The 24,272-nt window shown below is 41.7% G+C and carries 12 protein-coding genes; 1 reads left to right on the plus strand and 11 read right to left on the minus strand.

Going from position 1 to position 24,272, the window contains the following annotated elements; all coding sequences use genetic code 11:
• Positions 1–704: 704 nt before the first annotated feature.
• A complete protein-coding gene (locus B3600_RS18885) occupies positions 705–1,472 on the plus strand; it encodes a hypothetical protein (protein ID WP_286754005.1) in 768 nt (255 codons plus the stop codon).
• Between the two features lie 228 nt (positions 1,473–1,700).
• Here B3600_RS18885 and B3600_RS18890 read toward each other — a convergent pair whose 3' ends face one another.
• From B3600_RS18890 to lepB, 11 genes are all read right to left on the minus strand, one after another.
• Positions 1,701–3,296 carry a M60 family metallopeptidase gene (locus B3600_RS18890; protein ID WP_286754006.1) on the minus strand — a complete coding sequence of 532 codons (1,596 nt, stop codon included), beginning with the start codon at positions 3,294–3,296 and terminating at the stop codon, positions 1,701–1,703.
• Positions 3,297–3,405: 109 nt separating this feature from the next.
• The gene (locus B3600_RS18895; RefSeq protein WP_286754007.1) at positions 3,406–4,401 is read right to left on the minus strand and encodes a hypothetical protein; all 996 of its coding nucleotides are present in this window, start codon (positions 4,399–4,401) and stop codon (positions 3,406–3,408) included.
• A gap of 5 nt (positions 4,402–4,406) precedes the next feature.
• A complete protein-coding gene (locus tag B3600_RS18900; RefSeq protein WP_286754008.1) occupies positions 4,407–5,093 on the minus strand; it encodes a fasciclin domain-containing protein in 687 nt (228 codons plus the stop codon).
• Positions 5,094–5,104: 11 nt separating this feature from the next.
• Positions 5,105–6,568 carry a RagB/SusD family nutrient uptake outer membrane protein gene (locus tag B3600_RS18905; RefSeq protein ID WP_286754009.1) on the minus strand — a complete coding sequence of 488 codons (1,464 nt, stop codon included), beginning with the start codon at positions 6,566–6,568 and terminating at the stop codon, positions 5,105–5,107.
• Between the two features lie 11 nt (positions 6,569–6,579).
• Positions 6,580–9,732 carry a SusC/RagA family TonB-linked outer membrane protein gene (locus B3600_RS18910; RefSeq protein ID WP_286754010.1) on the minus strand — a complete coding sequence of 1,051 codons (3,153 nt, stop codon included), beginning with the start codon at positions 9,730–9,732 and terminating at the stop codon, positions 6,580–6,582.
• Positions 9,733–10,295: 563 nt separating this feature from the next.
• Positions 10,296–12,512 carry a coagulation factor 5/8 type domain-containing protein gene (locus tag B3600_RS18915; RefSeq protein WP_286754011.1) on the minus strand — a complete coding sequence of 739 codons (2,217 nt, stop codon included), beginning with the start codon at positions 12,510–12,512 and terminating at the stop codon, positions 10,296–10,298.
• A gap of 12 nt (positions 12,513–12,524) precedes the next feature.
• Positions 12,525–15,254, minus strand: coding sequence for a glycoside hydrolase family 2 TIM barrel-domain containing protein (locus B3600_RS18920; protein ID WP_286754012.1), 2,730 nt, complete (start codon positions 15,252–15,254; stop codon positions 12,525–12,527).
• 9 nt (positions 15,255–15,263) lie between these two features.
• Entirely contained in the window at positions 15,264–17,186 is a 1,923-nt protein-coding gene (locus B3600_RS18925; protein ID WP_286754013.1) for a 7TM diverse intracellular signaling domain-containing protein, read from the minus strand.
• Positions 17,187–17,346: 160 nt separating this feature from the next.
• Positions 17,347–19,227, minus strand: a complete 1,881-nt coding sequence (locus B3600_RS18930; protein WP_286754014.1) for a RagB/SusD family nutrient uptake outer membrane protein — start codon at positions 19,225–19,227, stop codon at positions 17,347–17,349.
• Between the two features lie 13 nt (positions 19,228–19,240).
• Entirely contained in the window at positions 19,241–22,318 is a 3,078-nt protein-coding gene (locus tag B3600_RS18935; protein ID WP_286754015.1) for a SusC/RagA family TonB-linked outer membrane protein, read from the minus strand.
• A gap of 356 nt (positions 22,319–22,674) precedes the next feature.
• Positions 22,675–24,252 carry a signal peptidase I gene (gene lepB, locus B3600_RS18940; protein WP_286754016.1) on the minus strand — a complete coding sequence of 526 codons (1,578 nt, stop codon included), beginning with the start codon at positions 24,250–24,252 and terminating at the stop codon, positions 22,675–22,677.
• Between the last annotated feature and the right edge of the window lie 20 nt (positions 24,253–24,272).

Here is a 24,272-nt window from a genome sequence, read left to right on the forward strand (position 1 = left end):
CAAACTTCCAAGCCTTTTGTTCTTATTTATTTCATTTTGCCCTTAACTACCTGTAAGGGTGCGAGATTCTTTTTGTAAAACAGGTGATCGGAAGGCTGGGATGGCTGATCTATTACCAATTTCGTTCAACTTTTGTTAATAATTAATAGGGGTTTTACAAGGGGATAACAGAGTGTTAATAGACAATCAGTATACAATTTGAATATAAGAAGCACAACAACAAATCTCAACGATTAGCTAGAGCTAACTTAAATCTAACTTATTGCTAGTTAATAATGAAGATTTTATGAAAAGAAGTGGCAATAGAGCAAACGGGTCAGTCCTGTGATTTTAGGTTTAATAGAAAAGCTTAAGATCCATATCCAGAATAAAAATTAAGTATTCCGCAGTTCGTTTTACGACAAAAAACATCTAGAATATTTAACACAAAAAAACAAAGAACTGCTCCAAATGAAGCCAAAACGTCACCATCCTATTTCGAGAATACCCAGTCTAACATGTTTTCCTTCTATTGTACGATTTTAAATTTAAAAAACGCCAAAAGTCATAAATCCCTACACTTAGCCTGTATATAGTCCGCTGATTTGTAATATTTTACTACAAATCAAAATTAAAAAGCAAAAACAAAACCAATACAAAAAATCAAAACTTTCCTATGATTTAAACTTAAATAAGTATATTTAAGATATTAAACCAATTCAATTATGAAAGTCAAATTATTAATATTTATCTTTTTGGGGATATGGATCTTTGCATGCAAAAAAAATGAAACATACCCTTCTCAAAACTTGGAAGGAAAACCACAAAAAAAAGCAGGATCAACCTTTAGCTCACCAAAAATCGAAATTCAATTATCTAAAAATGGTACGAGTATAACAGTCAATGTAACAACCTCTGGCTACATCAGCACAACCCCTCCTTCAGTAGAAGTTGGTATAAGCGGTTCCGACGGATTTATGACTAGTCAAACACTTGGCCCGGGAGGTGGAAGTTTTACCTTCAATGGTACTGCGGGGGTAAGTTATACGTTTACAGGACAAATGCTAATAGGAAGTGTAAGAGTAACTACAGTTCGCTTTATTTCATTATCTCCTAATAGCCCAACCACTAGCTGTACCTATCCAAGCTCGTTATCAACTCCATCATTTCCAGAATCAATACCTTACGCATCCGGAGCTGGAGAAACTTTATATCAAGGAGATGGAGAGCTTTTAATTCTTTTTCCTACGGATGCACAGTTAGGCGTAAAAATTGTTTTGAGGTATAAGAAACAATATTCCGCTGAAGACTGGAGTTATACAGCACCATTTACCTGTGCAGGAACTCAATTACAAAACGGAGACATAAAAACATTTTATATCATAAACAATTTAGAATCTGGCACCACCTATACCGTTCAACCTGGTATTTTATGTAACGACAAATTCATCGAATGTCCTAATACATTCAATAGAACAACAATAGTACTCTAACCAGATTCATATCAAAATTGCTTAAAAAATGTGTTTCCAGACAGCAAGTCCGACTGTTAAGCCTTTTTTCGGCTGTGGTTCAAGTACTGTTCAGAGTTAGACCCTGAATCACTATGCAAAATATAGATTCATCCCGCGACTGCCCCCACTTCATCTTTTAATGAAGATGAACAAAAAAAAGTAAAACTCCGAACGACAATAGTCATCCGGAGTTTTACAATTATATTATTAATTATCTCTTAATGCTGTAAGATCAGCCTTAGGCTTGGGTAGGTTCATGTTTTTAATTGCCAGACGACAGGCGTCAACCATTTCCTGCGTCATGGTATAGGTATACTTTCCATAATCGTCGTATTCCAAGGTACCAACGAAAAAGAATCCGTATTTATCAAAGAAATCCGTCAAATCCAATTTGGCCACTTCGCAGGCTGTTTTAACAAAATTCAGCTGATGGACGGCAGGATTACGCTCACCCATCATGCGATCTGAACTCCAATCTGAACGCTGTCTTCTTGGTTTACTCATATTCTGCTGACGGAAAGCCTCAAATAGATCAGCATAAAAATCGGGGCGTTTTCCCTCACCCTCAAAATAGAGCTGTAACTGCCAAAAAGGAATCAAACGATCGAATACATCCGGATCGGACAAATAAGAAATTCGTTTTTCAATAATATTGGTCTTCGCTTTCTCAAAATTGTTCTGTTCTGAAACCCGAGTTTTATTACCAAACGAACGTGTTACATATAAGGAGAACAGGTTGTTGCTCACCTCACCCAAGCCACCCCAATTAAACATTGGACGTGTCTGGTGTACGTGGCCCACCTCATGACTGAAACCCCAGCAAGGATCACCTTTAATTACCGATTCCGGCGTTACCACCATCTTCATCGCGTAACCAACTTTATCGCCCATATAGGCAACCCCATCACCATCACGAAACATGTAATAATTATAGTTCACCCGCGCGAGAATACGATTTTTAGGTACTTTATTATACTTCTCCAGTCCCATTAAGCGATGTTGTCTATACACCAGTGAATCGTAATTACGAATTAGCTCGACGCCTTTTCCATAAGCATACTGCTTCAATGCCTCTATTGGATAAGCCGTCTGAATATGCTCACCTTTTGCGTCCATAATTGGAAATACAGCATGATCGATCAGACTATTCCACTCCTTATTTCCCTGTTTTTTAAGATCAAAGTAACCGTTTACCTGTCCTGTCGGAAAATGAACTGTAATCGGGTTTTCCTTTTCAGGCTCCTCTGAGAAATAATCGATATAAGCTAAACTCCCGTAATCATCGAGCTGGATAATATTCACGCCATTCTGTAATCTAAACTCCTGTTTTTCCAGTCCCCAACCTTTCGGGTCTTTTGTAGGTTCCTGCGGATTGGGAGCTTTTCGCAACCAATTGGGCACAACAAGGTTTACCTCTTTACCAGCTGCAATGCCGTCCACGATAACAATATGTTTCCCTTTGGGAAGATACACACCGGTCATATTTTCATATTTACTATAACCGTCCCCAATACTTAATTGATGCCCTAAAGTTGTCGGATTCAACAAGGCATAATAGGTTGCATATTTATACTCCTTATTATAGTTGCCATCAAGTAGGGACTGCGCGACCCGGCGTAGTGTTGTATCAGCAATCTGACTGAGCTGTTTTTTCTTAATTCCCTTTTTTAGTGTTAACGCCAAAGGATCTTCGAATACAGCAAGATCGGCATAGGTTTGTTTAAAATCCTGAGCTGTTTGAGCTTTCAGATTGGCGCTCGCCAGAAGCCCCAGCCCAAGTAATACGATTAGTTTCTTTCTCATAATTACTATAATTAGATTACGGCATAGTATGATCAACATACCTAAAGCCGTAATTAAATAGGAAACAAAAAAGGTTGAATACCGAAGTATCCAACCTTTGATTTTAAAATTAGTTATATACTCTTCTCGTGACTTGTGGCACAATCACATCAATTTGAAAATTTCCGCTTTCAAATGTTTGAAAAGAGAAGCGTGCATTACATGTATAAGTATCATCCTTAATCCCTAATGCATCGTCAAAATGAACATATTTTGTTGGAATTCGATAATAATAGTTCCATCCGTTACCGAGGGACACCAATGGAAATGGCACCACACCGTAGGTAAATTCAATCCGATCATCATACAATACGGTACCAACAGCATAATCTTGCATAGTCTGTAAGTAACCGCCAGCAGTTCCACTTTGCGGACGTCGGGTAATTTCACCTTTTTTCGGATTAAATATGGCACCGTTTTTATCTAGAAAACGGACCGTAATTTTATTTCCCTGCTTTGATAATTGCGTAACCTTAATATGATCAGCATTGCTCGGAATCGATTTTGATTTTGTTTCATCACCCACCATAATTGCAGCAGTAGACCGCACTGCTGGGATCTCATAAGAGAGAGCCGGTGTAATTTTAAATTCACCGATGCCAGGAAAAAGCTTTGAACCAGTTATATTACTAACCTCCAAATCAAACTTATACAGTCCTAAAGGAAGATGAACCGTATTGTAATTCGCCTCTAATTGACCAGAAACCGAATTTAAACTGATCGGATACACCATAGAATCCACTTGTTTCGCATCAATTAAAGCCTGCGTTGTATCGGTTTTAGGGTCATAAGGTCTTTTCCACACCTTTTGCTGATATTTTTGAAAGAATAGATTGGTCACGTCTTCGCCCGTTTCACTTTTATAAACTTTAACCAATTTTAAGGCAATTGGCTTTGTTGATCCGGCGGGGTTAATCGCATCAGTGACCGTTGGCCGACCTTGTGGAATATTCATTGGTTGCTGTTCATAACGGATAATATCACTTAAATTACCATCAGCAATTTTTTTACATCCGAAGATTGTCCCCAAACTTCCTATCATTAAATAATATAATGTCTTTTTCATAGCTGCTATCGATAAAAGAATAAAGTATGACTATTATTCAGCACATGAACGACACCTGTGGTCGTTTGCGCATTTGATGTCTGTACACGCGTTCTGACCCCAACAGGAAGTGTGATTCCTGAGGCCGGCACATTGTTCCCTAAGGTCTGGAAGAGATACGAAAAGTATACAATTCGAGGCTTTATCGAAGAAGCGCTATTATATCCAAGATTTGGGTCTGATGTCTCTTCATAAGAAACGACCACATTGTTCCCTTTTGCATTTTTGTATGTTGTTCCTTTCTCATTAAACATATCATTTGTTAATTGTTGATTGACAACATACATATCAATAGAATCTGCAAAGCGAGGTAATTCATATTTGATCATCGAATCTACAGTCCACTTTTTATCAGGGTCAATACGCTGAATTTGAGCTGTTCTCAACTGTACATAATTGTACACATCATAATCTGTGGGCGCAAAAAATGTGATTCCCTGCTTGTTAATTTTATCCTTAATCCCCGCTTTATCAATCAACATAATCACCGTATCAAACACACCGTCCTTATTACTTTTTAACCAATCGTAGGTCGTCATATTTATCTTGGGATTATGCAAATCCCCACCAACAAAATAGCCGTCCTTTTTACAGGAATACATCATCGTCCCAAGGACGATCATTGTGAGTATACTATATATAATTCTTTTCATTGTGTTATTCATTAATGATTTTTCCACCATGGGTTCTGAGTCAACATTTCATTCTGCGGCAATAAATCGCGCATATTTAGCGGCCAATAATATCCTTGATTTGCAACACGATCCGCCGTGTAATAGCCAGAATATTCAGGCAATACATTTAAAAGCCCCATGCGAATCAAATCAAACTGCGTGGATCCCTCACCTATTAGTTCACGACGACGCTCATTAAAAACCTCCTCAATCAGTCCAGTGCCGCTCACACTAATAGCTGATAGACCTGCTCGTTCTCTAATTCGATTGAGGTCGTCCAATGCCAAACTCTCCCGTCCAGTCTTCGCATAAGCTTCGGCACGTAAAAGATAAATATCAGCTAAGCGTAAGAGCACCAAATTATTGCTCACCGCATAATGACTCTCATCATCGTCATAACGCTTTATGACATCATATTTCTGCAACAACCAAACATTGGTCGACACTTTTCTAAAAACAGCCGCAGGACGTTTATCCTGCACAATTGGATCTTGCACACGAAAAGATATATTTAATAAATCCAAGTCGATCGTCCAGGCTGAATTTATGCCCTTGCCTTTTATCGTGGGATCCGCCAAAAATGCGTTGAAGAAGTCTTTGCTAAATTCGTTTCCACTGTCCGAATAGGTCATTGGCAGCTCAAAAATAGTTTCTTCTGAATCTCCAGCCCAAATACTCTTATAATCTTTGATATCAACTAGATCAAAATTACCTTGAATCACTGCAGTAGCCATTTTCTCAGCATTAGCGTAGTCATGGCGCCAAGCATAGAGATGAGCCAACAGTGCTTGAGCCGCAGCCTTCGAGGCGAATCTTTTGGTAATCCCTTCATCAAGATTATCAACTGCATATTTTAGATCTTCCGTACAAAAATCTAAAGTCTCCTTTTCGGGAGTTCGAGCCATATCTGGGATGTTCTGTGGATCGCTAAACACTTTTTTTGTTAATAGCACATCACCCCAAACACGTTGCATATAGAAAAAAGTATAGGCTCGCAAAAAACGTGCTTCTGCAATTGCTTGTGTTTTTTCAGCATCTCCACCGTCAAATAGACTGCTGTTCATCTCCTCTGTATGCTCGATGATTAAGTTACATTGATTGATAATCTTATAAAACCGGGTCCAATTCCACAAAGATCCCTCCAAATAGGGTGCATAACTAAACCTAAATCCTCCGGATTTAATCAGACTGGCATAATTCCAGTAATCACTCCCAACCTGAAAATTTCCTGCGGCCAAATCTCCAAATATAAAAAAGGATCTCCCATCACGAAGCGCATCACGTAGCAACGAATAAGCTCCAAGCTTTGCTCTATTGACATTGCTCCCATCTTTCCAAAAAACAGCATCATAGGTGCTATTTTCAGGTTCTAAGTTAAGATATTTTGAACAGGATGTTCCAAGCATCATGATGCTTGCAATCCCGATATATTTTCCAATTGTTTTTAATTTCATCTTCTTTCCTATTAAAAATTCACCTCTAGACCAATTGTATATTTCTTTGGCAAAGGATAAGCTCCACCGCTATACTCCCCCTGAGGAGAAACCAGCTCTGCGTCAGGCACATGTGACCGCTGAAACGTATGAACATTATCAAGCATTGCATAAAAACGGATTAATCGCGCTCCAATTTTTAAACGATCAACCACCGCTCTTGGAACAAGATAGCCTACAGTAATGGTCTTGATTTTAAAATAATCGCCTTTTTCATTAAACATCGTACTAAACGGTAGGAACTGGTAGAAATATCCACCCATTGGGTTGATCGCTGGAAATCCGGCTTGATAATTTGAATCTTTCGCCTTTTCAGGTGTCCAATAATCTACATCCTGTAAATCGGGAAGACGGTTGTTTGTAAACTTATAAATGTTTCCTCCTATTTCGTTAAATTGATTGCTCTTTAACGTGTTAATGATATCACGCCCAAACGTAAATGTATTTAAGATACTGAAGGAGAAATTTTTATAAGTAAACTCATTATATAGACCTCCTGTAAATTTCGGGTTCGGGTTACCGGTTGGTACCAAATCACCGTCCGCAGCGCCTTTATCTTCGTCGCTCCACACATCCCAGTCGTTATTGACATCCAACCAGTTTGGATAACCTGGTTTGACAGGATTATTTCCTTTAAAATAGGTGAGCGGTTTTCCGGTAATTGGATTTCCGGGAATTTGCTCCTGATGATTGTAAACACCCTGGTAAATCATCTGCGCCCATTGGTAGATTGGACTGCCCACACGATATAATAATTGCTCATTATAACCTCTTGAATCCGCATAGAAACTCCGGTTATCATAAGGTAGTGCACCAATTCTATTTCTGTTATAGGTAACATTTAAATTGGTATTCCATTGCAATGCACTAGTTTTTGATAAATTACGTGTCGCTATTGTCAAGTCAAACCCCTCGTTATAAATCGTCATTGGAACGTTGTAAGAAAGACTTGTATACCCCGTATAGTATGGGAACGGGAATGACATAATCGGGTCTTTTGTAATTTTCCGATACGTGTCGAATGTAATATTCAACCTGTTGTTCAAGGTATACAAATCGAAACCTATATTAGTCTGCTCCGACTTGTTCCAGGTCAAATTGGTCAATGTCAATGGCTTTTTAAAGGAAGGAACAGCGAAGGTCGTTCCATCATAAGCGTTGGAAGAAAGTTCCCATACGTTGTAAGGTGCATAGAAATCGGATGGCAAAACTCCAGATTTTCCCCAGCTACCACGTAGTTTAAATAAATCCACCCACTTGAATTTACTCATGAAAGGTTCATCCGAGACGACCCAAGCACCAGAAAGCGCCGGAAAATATCCCCATTTGGTATCCTTTCCAAAGCGTGAAGAAGCATCGGCACGCCAAGAAGCATTAAAAATATACTTTGATTTGAAATCATAAGAAAATTGGCCCATATAAGACAACAGCCCCGCTTCTTTAAAATCTGTATTACCACGAAGATCTCTAGACGCAACCCCCTGAATCACTTTAATATCATCCGTTGGAATATTGTACCCCAACAAGTAATTTGAAGTTTGTTTGTCATATTGAAATGATTGCATCGCTGTAATTGCAATGGTATGGTTATCCTGGAATGTTTTACCGTAGTTCAGCACGTTGGCCACATTGTAGGTATATGCATTACGGTGATTGGATTCTGCAAAGGAAACGTCATTATTCAGCTCTTTTGGCTGGAATTGATCACGTGCATCCAGATTTATCTGTGCTGAGGCCTCAAGTGAATATTGTAGCCCTTTGATAATATCGACATAAGTTTTTGAAAAGAGATTGATATTGTCTGTCTGGTTATCGTCTTTTAACTTGTCATACTGACCTAAATAGAAATCTAAATCAGACTTCCCAATACCAACAAAAGATGAAGGCATGGTCCCCTGATTGATCGGCACTACCTCATCAATTCCACGCCCAAGACCACGTTTTCTATTGATACGTGCCGTTGAAAACATAAAATCTGAGCGTATAATAGGAGCCAATTTAAAACCAAAGTTCCCTCGTAATGAGTAGCGTTTAAAGCCAGTATTGCGAACAACACCACCCTCATTGTAATAACCAGCGGACAAACGGTAGTTTACGCCATCGTTTCCACCGGAAATACTTGCGTCAGCATTATCAATGTTTCCAGTTGTGTAGAATAAATCTTGCCAGTCCGTTGCATTGTTATAGCTGTTATTTAAACTGTCGGTCAATGGCTGTGTGATGTTCCCCATTTGTACCCAACTAGCATATTGGGATATAATACCCATCTTAGCTCTTCTTTCCGCCACTCCTCCTAGCGTCCGTTGCAACTGCGGTCTTTCCGTTACCCCTTTATAATACGAAACACGTACCTGAGGCTTGCCCACATTTCCCGTTTTAGTTTTAATCACGATAACCCCGTTTGCACCACGCGAACCCCAAACCGCAGTAGCAGATGCATCCTTTTGGACAACAATACTTTCGATATCGTTGATATTGATGCCGGCAATATAATTTGTTCCAGTGGCTGTTGAGCTTGCCAAATCTGTAATAGACAAAGGCATTCCATCAATGATGTATAAAGGCGAACTCATGGTATTTGCTAGGTCAACTTCATTATTCAAATCTGGAGATATTGTCGTATTACCACGTACAGTGAATGTATTCCTAGCTCCAGGTTCCCCGGTAAAATTTTGAATGTTAACCCCTGCGACCCTTCCTTGCAGCAAACTTTCAAAACTTGGTGCTGGAAGATCCTGAATAGTTTTTCCAGAAATAACCTGAACTGCACTGGTGGTTTTCTTGACAGATTGCCTCTGGTATCCAACGACTACGACCTCATCCAAAGACGAAGCGTCGCTCTGAAGGGTCACAACTGGTGCCTGTTTTGTTGTCACATGGACTTCCTGCCTTTTAAAGCCGACACCAGAAAAAACCAATGTTACGGGAAGGCTTTTTACGGCCAAAGTGAATGAACCTTGCTGATTTGTAGACGCTTGATTCGTTGTTCCTCGCTCTGTGACGGTCATGCCCGCCAACGGCTGCCCATTTGCATCTCGAACAGTCCCTTCCACGGGGATTGTTTGACCGAAAACATGAAAATAGGACATCACCACGAGAATAATAATCGGTAGAATTCTCTTCATATTAATTTAGTGTTAGTGGAGTGAAGGTAGATCAAAAATCTTGACAGCACAAAAAAGCAACTACAAATAAATAACTATTAAAACATTAAGTTTCGAAATAACACAGTCAAACGATTGCGCTACTTTTACGCAATCGTTTGAGTAAATTTTACAAAAAGCTGAATTTGTATCAAACAATTCGCATTGGAGCTATTTAAAAGTCATCTCCAGATCAACGCTGTAAAAACGCTTCACAAATATTAACAAACAGCACATAATTCTAGATTATACCAATATATCCTATTAGTTAATACTGATAATGACTTTAAATACCCATTCTTTTCAAAAATTAATCAATACAAATCAAAACATCTACGAACTTTTCGATGACTTAATTAATCCAACTAATATAAAACAGCATGTCTATTGGCTAAGAGGTCAAATTAGGTTCTTATTTTACGTTGAGTCCATTTCGTTATCAAAGAATCACCCACAAAAGAAGACAAAGGGCCTATTAAACTAAAAATAGCGCCATACTATCGTAAGCGCTATTTTTAGAACAACAAGTTGATTGGAAAAGCTCATCAGGGAAACTCCACCACATACGTCCGGTTATCCCGAAAAGTATTGTACGTACTTTTTCCAACTTGATTGATAACATAGCCGTAGCCACGATTGGGACCATTGGATAAGCTGTTGTTGCAGATATGTTTGAGCCTTACACCGGGTTTTACCGGAACTTCCACCGAACTTTCGATGCGTATCGGATTGACCAGCACATCATATATTCCAAATGCATAAGCCTCATGCTGCACCACTTCATCGGCAACTTTATAAGCTGCAAAGCCGTCGCGTGTCCCCGCCTCACTTCGATAGGCCGCCTGATTCGGCGCATCATAGGGGCTTTCACATTGAAAGAAATAAGTACGGCCATAATTACCGGTCCAATAGGTTTGATATTCCTGAAAATGTTCATTGAACAAGGCATACATGGTCATATAGTCTCCATTAACCACCAAACCATTGCGTGTCGTATTGATATCCCAGCCAACACTGCCCTTCACCCCATGATCGGCACGCCATATCCAAAAGTGATCACCGATCACATCATTACTATTGATAATAACCGATTGATCGACATGAACTTTGTCGGCTCGAAATCCGCCAATACGCAGAAATAGATCAGCCAGCAAGGTTGGGTTACTGTCATGTCTTATCCCGCTCTTTTTCTGACCCACCTGGATCAAACTATGGGAGCTATAATGTGCATCAAACATCAATGAAGCAACAGTAACACCCGCGACATCATCAACATCAATTGCCGTATGCGGATTTGCTGAACCAGGTATCAAGGTAGCCAACCCAAGTCCAAGTATGATGGTATTGGCCTTGCTGACATGAAGAGGTTCGGATAACTCATACATCCCCGGCGTAATCAGCAAATGCTTGCCGCGCCGCAACTGTCGGTTCATTTCCGCTGCTGAATCGCCGGGCTTAACAACATAAAAATCCTTCTCCACATCAATAATATCTCCCGCCCCCATATTGTTCCGCGTATAGGATACACCTTTATGATTATGTTGTAATGCCGGGCGAAAAACCTTATAACACCCATCCTCATCAAAAAATAAAAAAGGCTTCTCGCGAATTATAGGTGTTGTTGAAATCACTGTCACATTCCCGCCTGCTGCCCAATTATTTTGATAGCTATTTTTATCGACAGAAGGCCCAAAATCGACTCCCTGAAAGCAATAGTTGTATTTAATTTCCTCAAACTTCCCTCTTCCTTTGTTTAGAAATGAGTTTCGTGTATACCACTGCTGCTGATTTTTGGAACCTGCTGCCGCTTCAAAATAGCAGTCCGCAGTATAACCTCCACTAACCCATCCATTTGCCCATTGATTGCGCACCACTCGTGTGGAATAAATACGACGTAGCGGGGCCGCTTGGGAAACCGCCCATTTAAATGTTTCCTCTTCCTCGTAGCTCTCGGGACCAATAACAGAAAGATTCTCGGCAGCACGCCAGAATGTACATGTCCCATTCCCATCAGCAAGATGAGGCGGCGTATGTATATTTGAAACCGCAACATCATAAGGCACTTTGCCCAATCCAGCAATCTGAACATAAAAAGGAATCTTAAATAGTCCTGCCGACTTGTAGTCTCCCGACTTGAAAAGTATGGCATAACGATTGGGACTGAATTCCTGTCCGAACATCTGCTCATGCAGCTGATTGACTTCTCTGCCGACACGCTCCTGATGATCTTTTGGACTATAAATCAACGTATTTTCACCAAAAAGCTGGAGTTCTAAACTCAATCGTGCAACAAACTCTCCTTTTACCGTCTGGATTTCATAATAGTAGTCGTATGGACTACCTTCAAGCACTTGATCCATAAATTTGGTCTGCGTGACTTTGGCAATAGTTTGATAATCGCCCAGCCTGCCCAAGCTCCGCCGGATCAGAAAGGGCCCTTTCATCTTCTTATCGATCAGCCGTTTACTGAAGTTAAGGCCTATTCGTCCTTTTTGGATGAAGACTTCTGGACTGCCTGCTTGGGATTTATCTTTCACAGTAGCGGCTTGCGACCTGCCTTTCGCCGCAGCTATTTCACCTAGGCTATGTGGACTTTCCGCGAGTTCACTTAGATCAGGCTCATGTGCCACGACGGCAGTTGCTGTAGTTCTATGCTCCCCGGCATAGGTTGCTTTACTTAGATTAGCGCTTGTTTTTGCAAGAGCAGGCTGTATCATCAACACCGCTACAACAGGCTTAATATAGTTTCTAAATGGCTGCATAAGTTTCAATTTTTATGGGTTGACTGACTGGTTTATCTTTTTTAGTCGGATCGCATTCAGCATCGGCTCACCTTTCTTACGAATAAAAGAAATCGCCAAGTTGCCTTCGTCGTTCACTTTCAGAGGAAATTTTCGACGAAGCACCCTAAATGCCCCGACTTCACGCTGGACATTGACATCGGTAGCAAGAGCACGGTCGCCAATACGGATGTCAAAAACGCGATCTATTCCCTTTTGATCCTGTTTCTTCTCCCGTTGCTCGAGATCATACAAGAGATTCTCCTTATCATTCGGGCCGTCCAATTCGGCAAAGAACAATTCGATCTCGTAATCGCCATTAGGCAGATCAAATCGGTAAGATTCCAGTCCATGCAATTGTGTTTGGAAGAGCGGATCATCTCCTGTACCTCTAATATTTACATCGGTCCCCAGGTTTTCCCGTCCTGTATTTTTCAGACGATACTTTTCGCTTTTTACATACCCCCAGCTTCCTCTTTCATAAGGCTGATCCGGGAACCACCGGTTTCCTAACGAGTCAATGTATTCCCGATTGTCACCAACATTGATGCGGAGTTCCTGCCAGTCTCTATCCCTCTTAAGATCATAGGGCAATACCTCACAATCCAACATTGATTCATCCATACCGCTTAATTTTCCGTTATGGAAAGCCCGTGTTTTCACAGTATGTGAGCCACGGCTTAGGTTTACAGGCCATATGATCATCCGATCCACAGGCTTTCTTGCGCCTAACGACACACCATCCAGCAGGAGCTCCACGGAATCAGCATTACTGAATATGGGTAGCTGCAGCCATCCGGAGCCTAGCAAGGCAGAGTCAGCATCAGTCCGCACGCCCCATTTTTTCCCGTGCGTGACACCTATCTTAATAAAAGGTTCGGGTCTTAGATAAGCCTGATAAAGGAAATAGGTGTTTTTTTCTTTCCTATCCCAAGTCAACAGACCTTTGGTATTGATATGCGGCATACTTTCTTCGCGGGTTTCGGAATTAAAATCGGATAGATTCCAGGCCACTCCACCAGCGACAAAGGGTTTCTTGATTAATTCGTTGAGATAGCCCTGGTGATACCGGACTGCATACTCCACACTTTTGTCAAAACGTATCGGTTTATCGGCATGTATGCGATAATCCGCATCCGCGCCATATTCGGTAACCAGGAGCGGCTTGTCGGGCAACTGCTGATGAATATGTTCTAGCTGTCTCCCAAAATCAGCAATTTTACCTCCGTACCAGCCCGGATACAGGTTCCAGCCCACAAGCATCGGGATTTTGGTCAGTCCTGTCCGATGATAGAGCTCAAAATTGCCATGGTTGGCAATCATGGTATAGCGGGTTGAATCTTCGTTACGAGTGAGTGTTTCCAATTGCTGGGCCAATGAAACCACCGATTTAAAATATTTTTCCTGACGGTCTTTATCTTTTGGAAAATGGGGCCGAAGAAAGATTTCATTCATATAGCCCCAGATAATAATGCTTGGATGGTTAAAATATTGCCTGATCATCTCTTTCTGCATCTGAAAGCTGTGATCGGCAAAAGCAGGACTTTCCGAAATCTCATTCACAAGTGGAATTTCTACCGATGCCAACAGCCCCAAACTGTCACAGGCTTTCAGCACGGCAGGATCCTGCGGATAATGTGCCACTCGCAAGATGTTTCCGCCCATTGCTTTTAACTTCACAAGATCCTGTACTTGCAGGCTATCGGGAACAGCATTGCCCATCCCTTTAAAATCCTGATGCCGACTTGCACCGATTAGTTTCAGTGGTTTCCCGTTTAAAAAAAAGCCTTTCTGGGGATCGAACGAAAACCAGCGGAAGCCAACGGAGTTATCCAGGCGGTCCAGCTGCCGCCCCTTGAAATCATAAATCCGCGTTATCAAACGATACAAGTACGGCAGCTCTGGCGACCACAATTTTGGCTGCTCAATTTGAACCATGTTCAATTGGAAATTGCTGTGTGAATGGGGTTTCAGCTTTTCTTTCTGCTGCACTTTTTTTACCGTCACCCCATCGGCATCAACAAGCGTAGTTTCAATCAAAACCGCTTGTTGTAATGTTGAAGCATTCTGAATAGCTCCATCAAGATTAATTGTTGCATTTTGTCTGGCATCAAGTTTTGCTGTTAGGCGCAAACCGCTACTTCCGTACTGCGGATCAGCAAAATGAATTTGATCCAAGAGGAGCAAAGATACCTTTCGGTATATGCCACCAAAAAACGTAAAATCGCCACTTAATGGTGCAATATCTTGGTTGAAACGGTTGTTGACTTGAATAGCGATGGTATTCCGTGCATTTTCTTTTCGATGCAGATAATCGGTAATATCTACATTGAAAGCCGTATAGCCTCCACGATGGGCTTTTACTTCCTTTCCATTGACCAATAGCAGTGCTTCCTGGTTGGCTGCCCCCACATGAAGTACAATTCGTTTATTTTGCCAGCTCGTTTTCCAATCTAAGGTATTTTGGTATTGTGTGGCACCGCGATAATAGCCCGGCGTATCGTCCATGACATCAGCAATATTCCAGCTGTGCGGAAGGTTCACGGTTTGTTGCTTTTGCTTCGCTATCCGGTCCAGGGAATCATCGTCTTTCCTGAATTTCCAGTTTGACGAGAAATCAACTGAAACTCTTCCCTCCAATACGGTTTGCGCATGTACGTTCCACGATAAAAATAGACAGCCTATAGCGCATAGGTTGATAAGTTGTTTAAATAAAATATTCATGTATAGCATTTATGTTGGTCGATCCAGTGCCTGCAGCACCAATCTCGTCCAACCTGATTTTTCATTTTTTTTATGTCTTTTACCACTTGTTGTCAAGATATCTTTTACCTTGCTGGCATAATTCCAGCAGGTACTCTGCCGAATACCCAATTTCTGCGAAAGCTTATAGGAAGAGATGTCACCCTGATGGAAATGGACGAGATAAACCAGATAAAAAGCTTTATTAATTGGAATACGTACGTTTTCAAAAATCGTATTGTTCAACACAGATTCTTCATAGGTACACTTGGTGCATCTTCGGCTATAGGGTGTTTTACCAGCGCAATAGTTATCGTAACCACACTTTATACAACGATATTCTTTTTTCCATTTCAAATCGGACAAAACCTTATAACAGGTCTCCTTATCCGGATATTTTACGCCAAATTCTTCAAAATTCATTTCCTTGGAAAGCACCCGGTCATCGGTAATCCGCTCAATATTGGTCTGCAAGTTTTTATTATCCTTGGTCAACAACTGGTTCATGCGGCCAATTTCTTCCGACTGAGCCCATAATAGGCTATTCATCTCTTTCAGTTCGCGATTCTGATCATTAATAATTTCGGATTTCTCAAGCAGTTCTTTTGATTTCTGCATCACCTCCAGCGTGCGCTCCTGCACTTTCCGTTCGAGGTCCCTGTTGTGCTTCTCCTGGAGTTTCTCGTTGATCTGCATCTGTTCGATGACTCTCTTTTGTGCCCGTTCTTTCTTGCTTTTCAGGAGCCGAACTTTATCATGAATCGCGAATGAGAGAAAAGTCATCTCCAACACAAAACCAAATGTGATGCTATAATGCCCGATCGAACTGGGTATAAAACGCGCATAGCCCAATACATAGACTACTTTCAACACAAAGCCCAGGAAAAGAAACGTATAAGCGAGCACGAAATACCGGGCTGGACGATAGTTTTTCTTCCAAAGCCATATCCCAGAAAAAAAGGCAACTGACAAGGGAACGACCTCAACAAATTTGTAGATAAACCAGTTCTGATTAAAACCTAAACAGTAGAGAAAGAATGCTATTCTCAACATAATGACCAGATCCAACAAACGATTTAATTTGGGTTCTTTTTGCTTTACATGAAGCAGGGATTTCGTAAATAACAAGGCAAACACACTGACACAGCAGACAAAAACTGCTGTTGCGTATTGATTGAACCAAGGATTTTCGGGCCATAGGTACTGAAAAGCGATACCGTCCGAAGACATCTCATATAACCCTACGCACAATATATAGAGGACATAATATAGATATTGGCGTCCTCTAACAGCAAAATACATGAGTAAATTATTGAAACTAAACAGAATGATCATCCCATAGAACAGGCCGAACGTAAAATATTCAGTCAGCGTATATTGAACAAAACGATCTAGGGTACGATAGACCAAAATTACGTTGACCATCTGTCGCGATCGCACCTTAAAATAAGCCTCGTAAGTACCTTTTGGCAATGCAGGAATTAGAAATTCAAAATTCTTGTGCATAAATTCCCTATTCTCGAAATCGATCGAAGCGCCGGCCTGATAATGGACAAAACCGCCAGTTCCATTAGGAATAAATGCCTCCACGATATCGGCAGTTTGATCGAATAATTCAATAACCCGGTCGCGGGTTATATGTTGATCAAAAGACATTCGCACCCTAAACCAATAGGTTGAGGATCGATTGAAATTTTTGGGATAGTATCGCTCATTAGGTTTAAATTGTTGCGCCTGTTCCGGTGATCGTATTGCTGCAAACGACAGGGCGTTGCTGCTATCTTCAAGGTAGTATACTTCTGCGGTTTTAAAAATATGTTCGGCTGTACCGGGCAACAGCGTAATAGGGTTTTGGCCAAATAGCAATGCCATTTGAAAAAACAATATCAATAGCGCAAATCCCCGTATTTTCATTCTTCTTACAGTATACATAGCTCGTCTCGCCTCTTTCTTTGGTTATTTATAACCGGATAGGCATTCGTATTCGGAAACGCATCCTATCCGGTTTTAGAAGATCAAAATAACAAAATTATCAGAAAGCATCTAGTGCTCATTTACAAGCCGACCATCACTCTTAATCAACAATCTTATCGAGCGGCGGCACATTGTTCTCTGCTCCCGCATAGCCTTGGTTTTGATTGATCATCCCGTTGGTATTAAACCGTTGCGCGGATGCGGGCACAGGCCATAGCACATGGTATGGCGCAATTTCATAATGTACACCCTGCACCGTGGGAACCTTGTTGCGATAAAAGGAATTTTTTTCAATAATACGGTCGTAAAAGAAATTTTTTTGCGAGAAATTGGCCATGCTATATGTTTTGCCATTATAAGCTGGAATACCGGTCTGCGCAAAAATATAGGCGATACGTGTCAGCTCGGTTTTACGCGCTTCCTCCCAAAATAACTCTCTTGCCCGTTCATCCAGTACGGTACCAATATTCACTTTTGCTGCATTTTGTAAGAGTTGAGCATTTGCGCGCCCACGAACGGCATTGATATCTGCCATAGCCTGCGCCTGTTGACCTTTCCAGATGTAAGCTTCTGCGCGTAATAAATACGTTTCTGCCAACCTGAATACATACCAGTCCGTGTTTGTTCCGCGCGGTGGATTCCAATTTGGATCTTCGGCATATGGATTGGTCGAATTGATAAAGACCTTGTAATGCGGCCAGCCAAACCAGTGCCGAATGGTATCCAACGAACCGTTGGTAAATACCTTATCGATATTTTGGCTCGTAAACTGTTGGATGGGTTTCCCATAAAGGCTACTAATTGCAGGATCTTTCGAGGCCTTGATGGCTGGATTGTTATACACCAGATCGGTCATATCCATCCACATCCCCTTTGCATGCCGGTAATCTGTATTATCTGTCCATATTTCTTTGGTGCTGTAGTACGTACCCCGGTAGCGGCCAATACCACGGCCGTACATTCGTGTCAGTGGGATCTCTGCATTCACGGCGTCGACAATCGCCTGGAGACCTCCCTGTGGGATTTTCAAATTTGCAAAATGCCAAGCCGGAACAGTATTCCGCATCAACTGAGACCCCAGGTCCGTACGCCCCTGCAATGTCTGACGGTCGATTACCAAAAATAGCGCTTCTTTATTGGCTGGTATCGCTTTATTATCCATGCGATGCAGATCCCAAACGACATTTTTTGTCAGGTCTGCAGCGGTACTGCCGAAACGGCTCTTCATTAAAGCATATTTACCCCCATCAATCACTCTACTGCTCGCAACTATAGCACCATCGAAGTCACCTAATGCCAGATCTATTTTTGCTAACAGATGGTTTACTGCACCATTGGTCACATCCCCCTTATTGCCGCCATCTTTCACCCATAGTTGCGCAAATTCCAAATCCTCTTTCATCTTTTTCAGAATGACCTCTCTTTTGGTCGAATAGAAATCGTATTTCGGTGCCGAAAGATCTTTCAGCTGCAGGGGCACATCGCCAAATTCGTGCACTAATCTGTAATAAAAATAAGCGCGATAAAAATAGGCTGCTCCCAGGATTTCATTTTTTTGAGCGTCCGAGCTGTAGGTTGGGCGGTCGATGTTGCTAATAATGGTATTTGCCGAACGGACCGCAGCGAAAAAGTTTGTCCAATACCAACCTATTTTATTAAAGTCATCACTATTGAGATTGGCATCGGGAGTAATCAAAGAGACCAAATTCTGCGCCGGTGTAGCCTTATCAGTCGTTCCTTCCACAGCGACATCTGAAAATATAGATTCAGACAACATGGGAGCAGCGTCACCAAAGAATTCGCCCCGCGCTGCTTTTCCCAAAGCATTCAAGACTCCTTTAAGGGCATCGACGTTGTTTAGGTTATCTGGAGAATATTGTGATAGCTGATCGGAGTCGAGAAAACTCTTTTTACATCCATTTGTCGCCAACAATGATATTGATGCGACAACGGCCGCTACTTTTATAGTTATTTTCTTCATGTTCTTGATTTGATTAAAGGGATACATTCAAGCCTAGTGTATAATAGCGTGGTGTAGGTCCATCATTCTGCGGATCCCAATAGTTCCAAACTGGTGCATATACCGCCGCATTGTTTACATTGACATATACTTTAAGATTTCTTACTTTCATGCGTTCGGAAAGCGCTTTTGGCAAAGAGTAAGCGAGGGACACATTATTCAACCGAATAAAACTGTTTTTCCAATAAACATTAAAGCTGGTTCCGTTGGCACCGCTACCCAAACGTGCATAGTCATTTGTCGGATTTTCCGGTGTCCAATAGGGTTGAATGTAAGATGTGGAACGCATAAAACCAACACTTCCGGGGTTGTTCTTTGCCTGGTTGAATTGTTTTTTCTGCCCCCAATTGGAAATCAGCTGAAAGGAGAAGTCTATATTTTTGAAGATATTGAACTCATTGCGAAGCGACCATGTAAAGCGGGGCGAGCGATAACCGATAAATTGTTTATCATCGTCATTGTACACATAATCACCGTTGACATCCTCGAGCTTGAAATCTCCCGGGCGAATGCTCGCCTTCGTATACTTTTTCGCCTCCTCAACCTCATTTTCCTGCCATACCCCTAAGACTTTGTAATCCCATATCACATCAATATCTTGCCCAATAAACCAGCCATTCCCCGGATCATCATTGGCTGTTGCCAGGCGAGAAATCTTATTGCGATTTAAGGAAAGAATAAAATTAGAATTCCATTTGACGTTCCCATCGACAATATTTCGACTGGTCAAACTGAGTTCGAGTCCTTTATTTTTCACTTCGGCCAAGTTGGAATAAACAAATTGGTAGCCAGACACACTGGAAAGCGTCTGTTTGACCAGAAGATCATTTGTCTTTTTGCTATATACATCGACCGATCCACTGATCCGATCTTTTAAGATCGAGAAATCCAAGCCTGCATTGAGTGAAGTTGTTTGTTCCCATTTGAGGTTTTCATTGCCCATTCGTGAACCGATCACTACGGTATTGACCTCGGCAGGAGTACCGTTGGCATCCACTGTCTGATATTTATTGACCGTCAGTTGCGATAATGCAGCATAGGGATCTACAGTTCCATTATCTGGATTACGTAGATCTCTATTCCCGTTGATACCATAGGAGAGACGCAATTTACCGTAGTTGAGCCATGAAATATTTTTCATGAAGGACTCCTCCGTGAAGGTCCATGCTCCAGCCACCGCTGGGAAGGTCGCTCTTTTACTGTTCACCCCAAATACCGAGTATCCGTCTCGACGCACCGATAATGTTAAATTATAGCGATCCATAAGGCTATAATTAACGCGGGCCATCAGTGCATCGCCGGTATATACCTTGTCTTCACTATTGACAGTCGGCAGATTTCCACTGGCAAGATTATGGTAGCCAAGGTAGTCTCCAGGCACAAATCCCTGATTAGCCGCCTGCGTCCACCAGGTCTGGTATTTCTCGGAATTGGCCAAAAGTGTCACGTCTACGTTATGGACTTCAGCAAACTTTCGGTTCCATTTCAACAGGTTATCGATCTGCCAGTTGTAGCGTGTTTCCTGATCGCGGCTTGCCGAACCACCCACAATGGTCACATTGGGATTGGCGGAGGAGTTATGGTTAAACGTACGATACATATCGACTCCAGGGCTAAAATTAAACTGATAGCTAATGCCAAAAGGCAGATTAACCTTAGCAAAAAGACTTGCAAAAAGGGTATTCTGCTTGTTCATCCGTTCATTGTACGTCATATTCAAGAAGGGGTTACGCGCATTCAATCCACTATCGTCTGTCGGTATTCTTCTCAATGTACCATCGGCGTTATATTTATCACCATAGGGGGATAAATTTGTCAACTGGGCCCAATCGGCTTCAATTGCCCCCTCATCGCGGTCAGCATATTGTACATTAGCACCCATGCGTAAGAAGTTCGTCACTTTTCCCTCGAGATTCAAGCGGGCGCGAAATGTACTGAACTCACCTCCTTCAATCAGATTTTGATTTTTATTATAGCCGACTGACATGTAGTAATTGACATCTTCTTTTCTTCCGCTCATACTGACGGTATGATCCTGACGGATCCCGGTTCTGAAGATCTCATCGTACCAATCAATCGTCTTACCGGCCATGTAATTGGCTTTTTCATTCGCGACAAGACCAAGTCTATCTAACCAGATATCGACAGGGTCTAAATCTTTATTTCCCCCCGAAAGCCATTGCTCAAAAGTTACATCAGCGGGGAGGTTTCGTGGATCGTCATAAAAATAGGCAGGTTTGGTTCCTCCAGCGCGGCCTACATCCGCCCGCCATTGTAGGAAATCAGGTCCCTTATACACGCGCTGGTTCTGTGCAAGTGTTGCTAATCCCCAATTGGTATTAGCTGTTAGCAGAGGTTTATCGCTCGTTCCTTTCTTGGTCGTAATGGCAACAACACCCGTAGCAGCTTTCGCTCCGTAGACGGCCAATGAACTGGCATCCTTCAACACGTCTATGGTCTGTATATCGTTGGGATTAATATCAGCAAGCTGTCCATTGTAGATGATTCCGTCCAACACGATCAAAGGTGAGGTTGATGCACTTAATGTCGTCTTACCCCTTACCAACAGATCTCCGCCTCCTTTCGCAGAAGTATTTTGTGAAACGCTCAAACCAGCAATGTTGCCTTTCAGTAGATCCGAAACACTCTGTGGATTCTCGTTTTCCAATTGCTCGGCCTTTACACTTGCGATAGATCCAGTGACATCCTTTCGGGAGGCTGTTCCATAGCCGATCACCACCACTTCGGTCAACTCGGTATTGCCGGGCTCCAGCGTTATATTTAAGGATGTCTGTCCGTCAACATCCTGTTCTTTGTTTAGAAAACCTACGCTTGAAAGCACAATGACTGATTTGGGATAAACGGGTAGAGAAAACCGCCCCTGATCATCTGTTGTCGTTCCCCCGGAACGATTTTTTAGTTTAATGGATACCTGTGGAATTGGCTTCCCCTGCCTATCTACCACTGTACCGCTGACTGTCCGATTTTGTGCATTTGCCATATAAGTGCATGCAATTACACTTGAAATCAAGAGCGTTAATTTTTTGGCCATAATTTATGGGAATTTAGCGTTCAAATAATTGTTAATTGGGTTATTTATGGGAGCTAAATTAATTCGATTGAATCAAAAAAACAATTAAAATAAAACATAACAATCTATAAATTAGATAGTTACAAAAATATGTAATACACTTAAATCTCAAGTACTTCAACAAGTAACTGATTGAATGACAAAGTCTATCTGCCGTAATGACTGGAGGTTTTAATACGGTTAATCAGCAAGATTTTTTTTGCAGATTTTTTCTGCTGTACAGCGATCCACACGGAGCAATGGGGCTAATGAAAAAGAAAAAAGGGGAAATGATGCTGTTTATCATTTCCCCTTTTTCTTTTTAGGCTGCTGTTACCCTAATGGATACCTTTAAAAATTCTATTCCACCGTACTTTGGAAAGTCCATTACCATCTGCATTCCAGCTCATCCAGGTAAATAATGCTTTTCCGACAATATGATCTTCCGGAACAAACCCCCAATCCCGCGCATCGAGCGAATTGTGCCTATTGTCGCCCATCATCCAATAATAATCCATTTTAAAGGTGTAGGAATCTGTTCGGTTTCCATTGATATAAAACCCATCCGATTTCTTTTCCAATTGGTTCTTTTCATACACACGGATAGCTCGTTCGTATAGTGGAAAGGCCTGTGCGTTTAATGGAATAGTCATTCCTTTCTTAGGAATGACAAAGGGGCCAAAATTATCGTAGTTCCATTTGTATTGCGGATCGTTTGGAAAGGTGTTTGCTTGTGCAACTCCCGGTTTTTCCAAGTTCATTTGCATGGATTTGACATTGGACCAGGATTTCACCATTGCCGCCTGTTCTTGGGTTAAAAAGATGAGATAAGCGCCGGGCTGAATGAGAGAGACTTCTATTCCCATATCTTTCAAGCGCTGTTCGTCCAGACCAGTCTCATCGGTGATCACGGTATAATCCATCTGACTTTCCGGGGCGACAAAACCTGGTTTGTCGTTTACAAACAGTACCCCTTCTTTCATACCGATTTTATCTCCCGGCATTCCCACACATCGCTTAATCAAATGTTCACGTTTGTCTACTGGGCGGGTCTGAATCGTAAATTGTTGGTGTACGGCTTCACGTCCCATACTACGCACCAAATCATAATAGGGCGAGTCCTGATTTTCCACAGCAACCGTATCACCGGCAGGTGCATTAAAAACGATTACATCATTCCGCTTGATCTCTTGAAATCCGGGCAATCGTTTGTAAGGAATTTTAATGAGTTCAGAAAAGGCTTTCCCTCCTATTAATGGCATCGTATGATGTGCAAAAGGAAAGGCTATTGGTGTATTGGGGATGCGGGGACCGTAATTTAGTTTACTCACAAAAAGATAATCGCCAATGAGTAGAGACTGCTGCATAGAACCCGATGGAATCATAAATGCTTCCAATAGAAATCCACGAATTAGCGTTGCAGCGACAGTTGCAAACACAATCGCGTCGGCCCATTCACGCACCATTGATTTTTTATAGGGATATTTCTTCTTATAATCCATATAAGATTGATGTGCGATCTCCAACTCAGCTTCCTTTGTCGCCCCGCGACCTTCGGCATGCGCTGCTTTCAGATTTTTGGTGTATAGCCCATTTAGAAATTGCACATTTTTATCTTTGCCCCAAAGTGGCAGAACGATGAAAGGGACCAGTACTGCGGCGCAGTTTTCCCAAAATCTTCTTTTACCAAAACAATGAATAAAATCGAGGTAGAGATTATAAAATACAAAAATATTAACGATCGGAACCAGCAAAAGGATCAGCTGCCAGGTCTTCTTGCCTAGGATACGTGATTGGATCCACTGACTATAGACGGGCACAACTCCCTCCCAGCCTTTGCGTCCTGCTTTTTCAAATAGCAACCAAAAGCCGTAAGCGGCAACTATAGTCAGTACAATAAAGATTGTAAGTATCATAAATTCGTTTAATTGCAGAA

This window comes from Sphingobacterium sp. UBA2480, from assembly GCF_002341965.1.
GTDB lineage: Bacteria > Bacteroidota > Bacteroidia > Sphingobacteriales > Sphingobacteriaceae > Sphingobacterium > Sphingobacterium multivorum.

Coding starts and splice junctions, on each gene's coding strand:
- B3600_RS18885 (WP_286754005.1), top strand. CDS start 705: ATGAAAGTCAAATTATTAATATTTATCTTTTTGGGGATATGGATCTTT.
- B3600_RS18890 (WP_286754006.1), bottom strand. CDS start 3,296: ATGAGAAAGAAACTAATCGTATTACTTGGGCTGGGGCTTCTGGCGAGC.
- B3600_RS18895 (WP_286754007.1), bottom strand. CDS start 4,401: ATGAAAAAGACATTATATTATTTAATGATAGGAAGTTTGGGGACAATC.
- B3600_RS18900 (WP_286754008.1), bottom strand. CDS start 5,093: ATGAAAAGAATTATATATAGTATACTCACAATGATCGTCCTTGGGACG.
- B3600_RS18905 (WP_286754009.1), bottom strand. CDS start 6,568: ATGAAATTAAAAACAATTGGAAAATATATCGGGATTGCAAGCATCATG.
- B3600_RS18910 (WP_286754010.1), bottom strand. CDS start 9,732: ATGAAGAGAATTCTACCGATTATTATTCTCGTGGTGATGTCCTATTTT.
- B3600_RS18915 (WP_286754011.1), bottom strand. CDS start 12,512: ATGCAGCCATTTAGAAACTATATTAAGCCTGTTGTAGCGGTGTTGATG.
- B3600_RS18920 (WP_286754012.1), bottom strand. CDS start 15,254: ATGAATATTTTATTTAAACAACTTATCAACCTATGCGCTATAGGCTGT.
- B3600_RS18925 (WP_286754013.1), bottom strand. CDS start 17,186: ATGAAAATACGGGGATTTGCGCTATTGATATTGTTTTTTCAAATGGCA.
- B3600_RS18930 (WP_286754014.1), bottom strand. CDS start 19,227: ATGAAGAAAATAACTATAAAAGTAGCGGCCGTTGTCGCATCAATATCA.
- B3600_RS18935 (WP_286754015.1), bottom strand. CDS start 22,318: ATGGCCAAAAAATTAACGCTCTTGATTTCAAGTGTAATTGCATGCACT.
- lepB (WP_286754016.1), bottom strand. CDS start 24,252: ATGATACTTACAATCTTTATTGTACTGACTATAGTTGCCGCTTACGGC.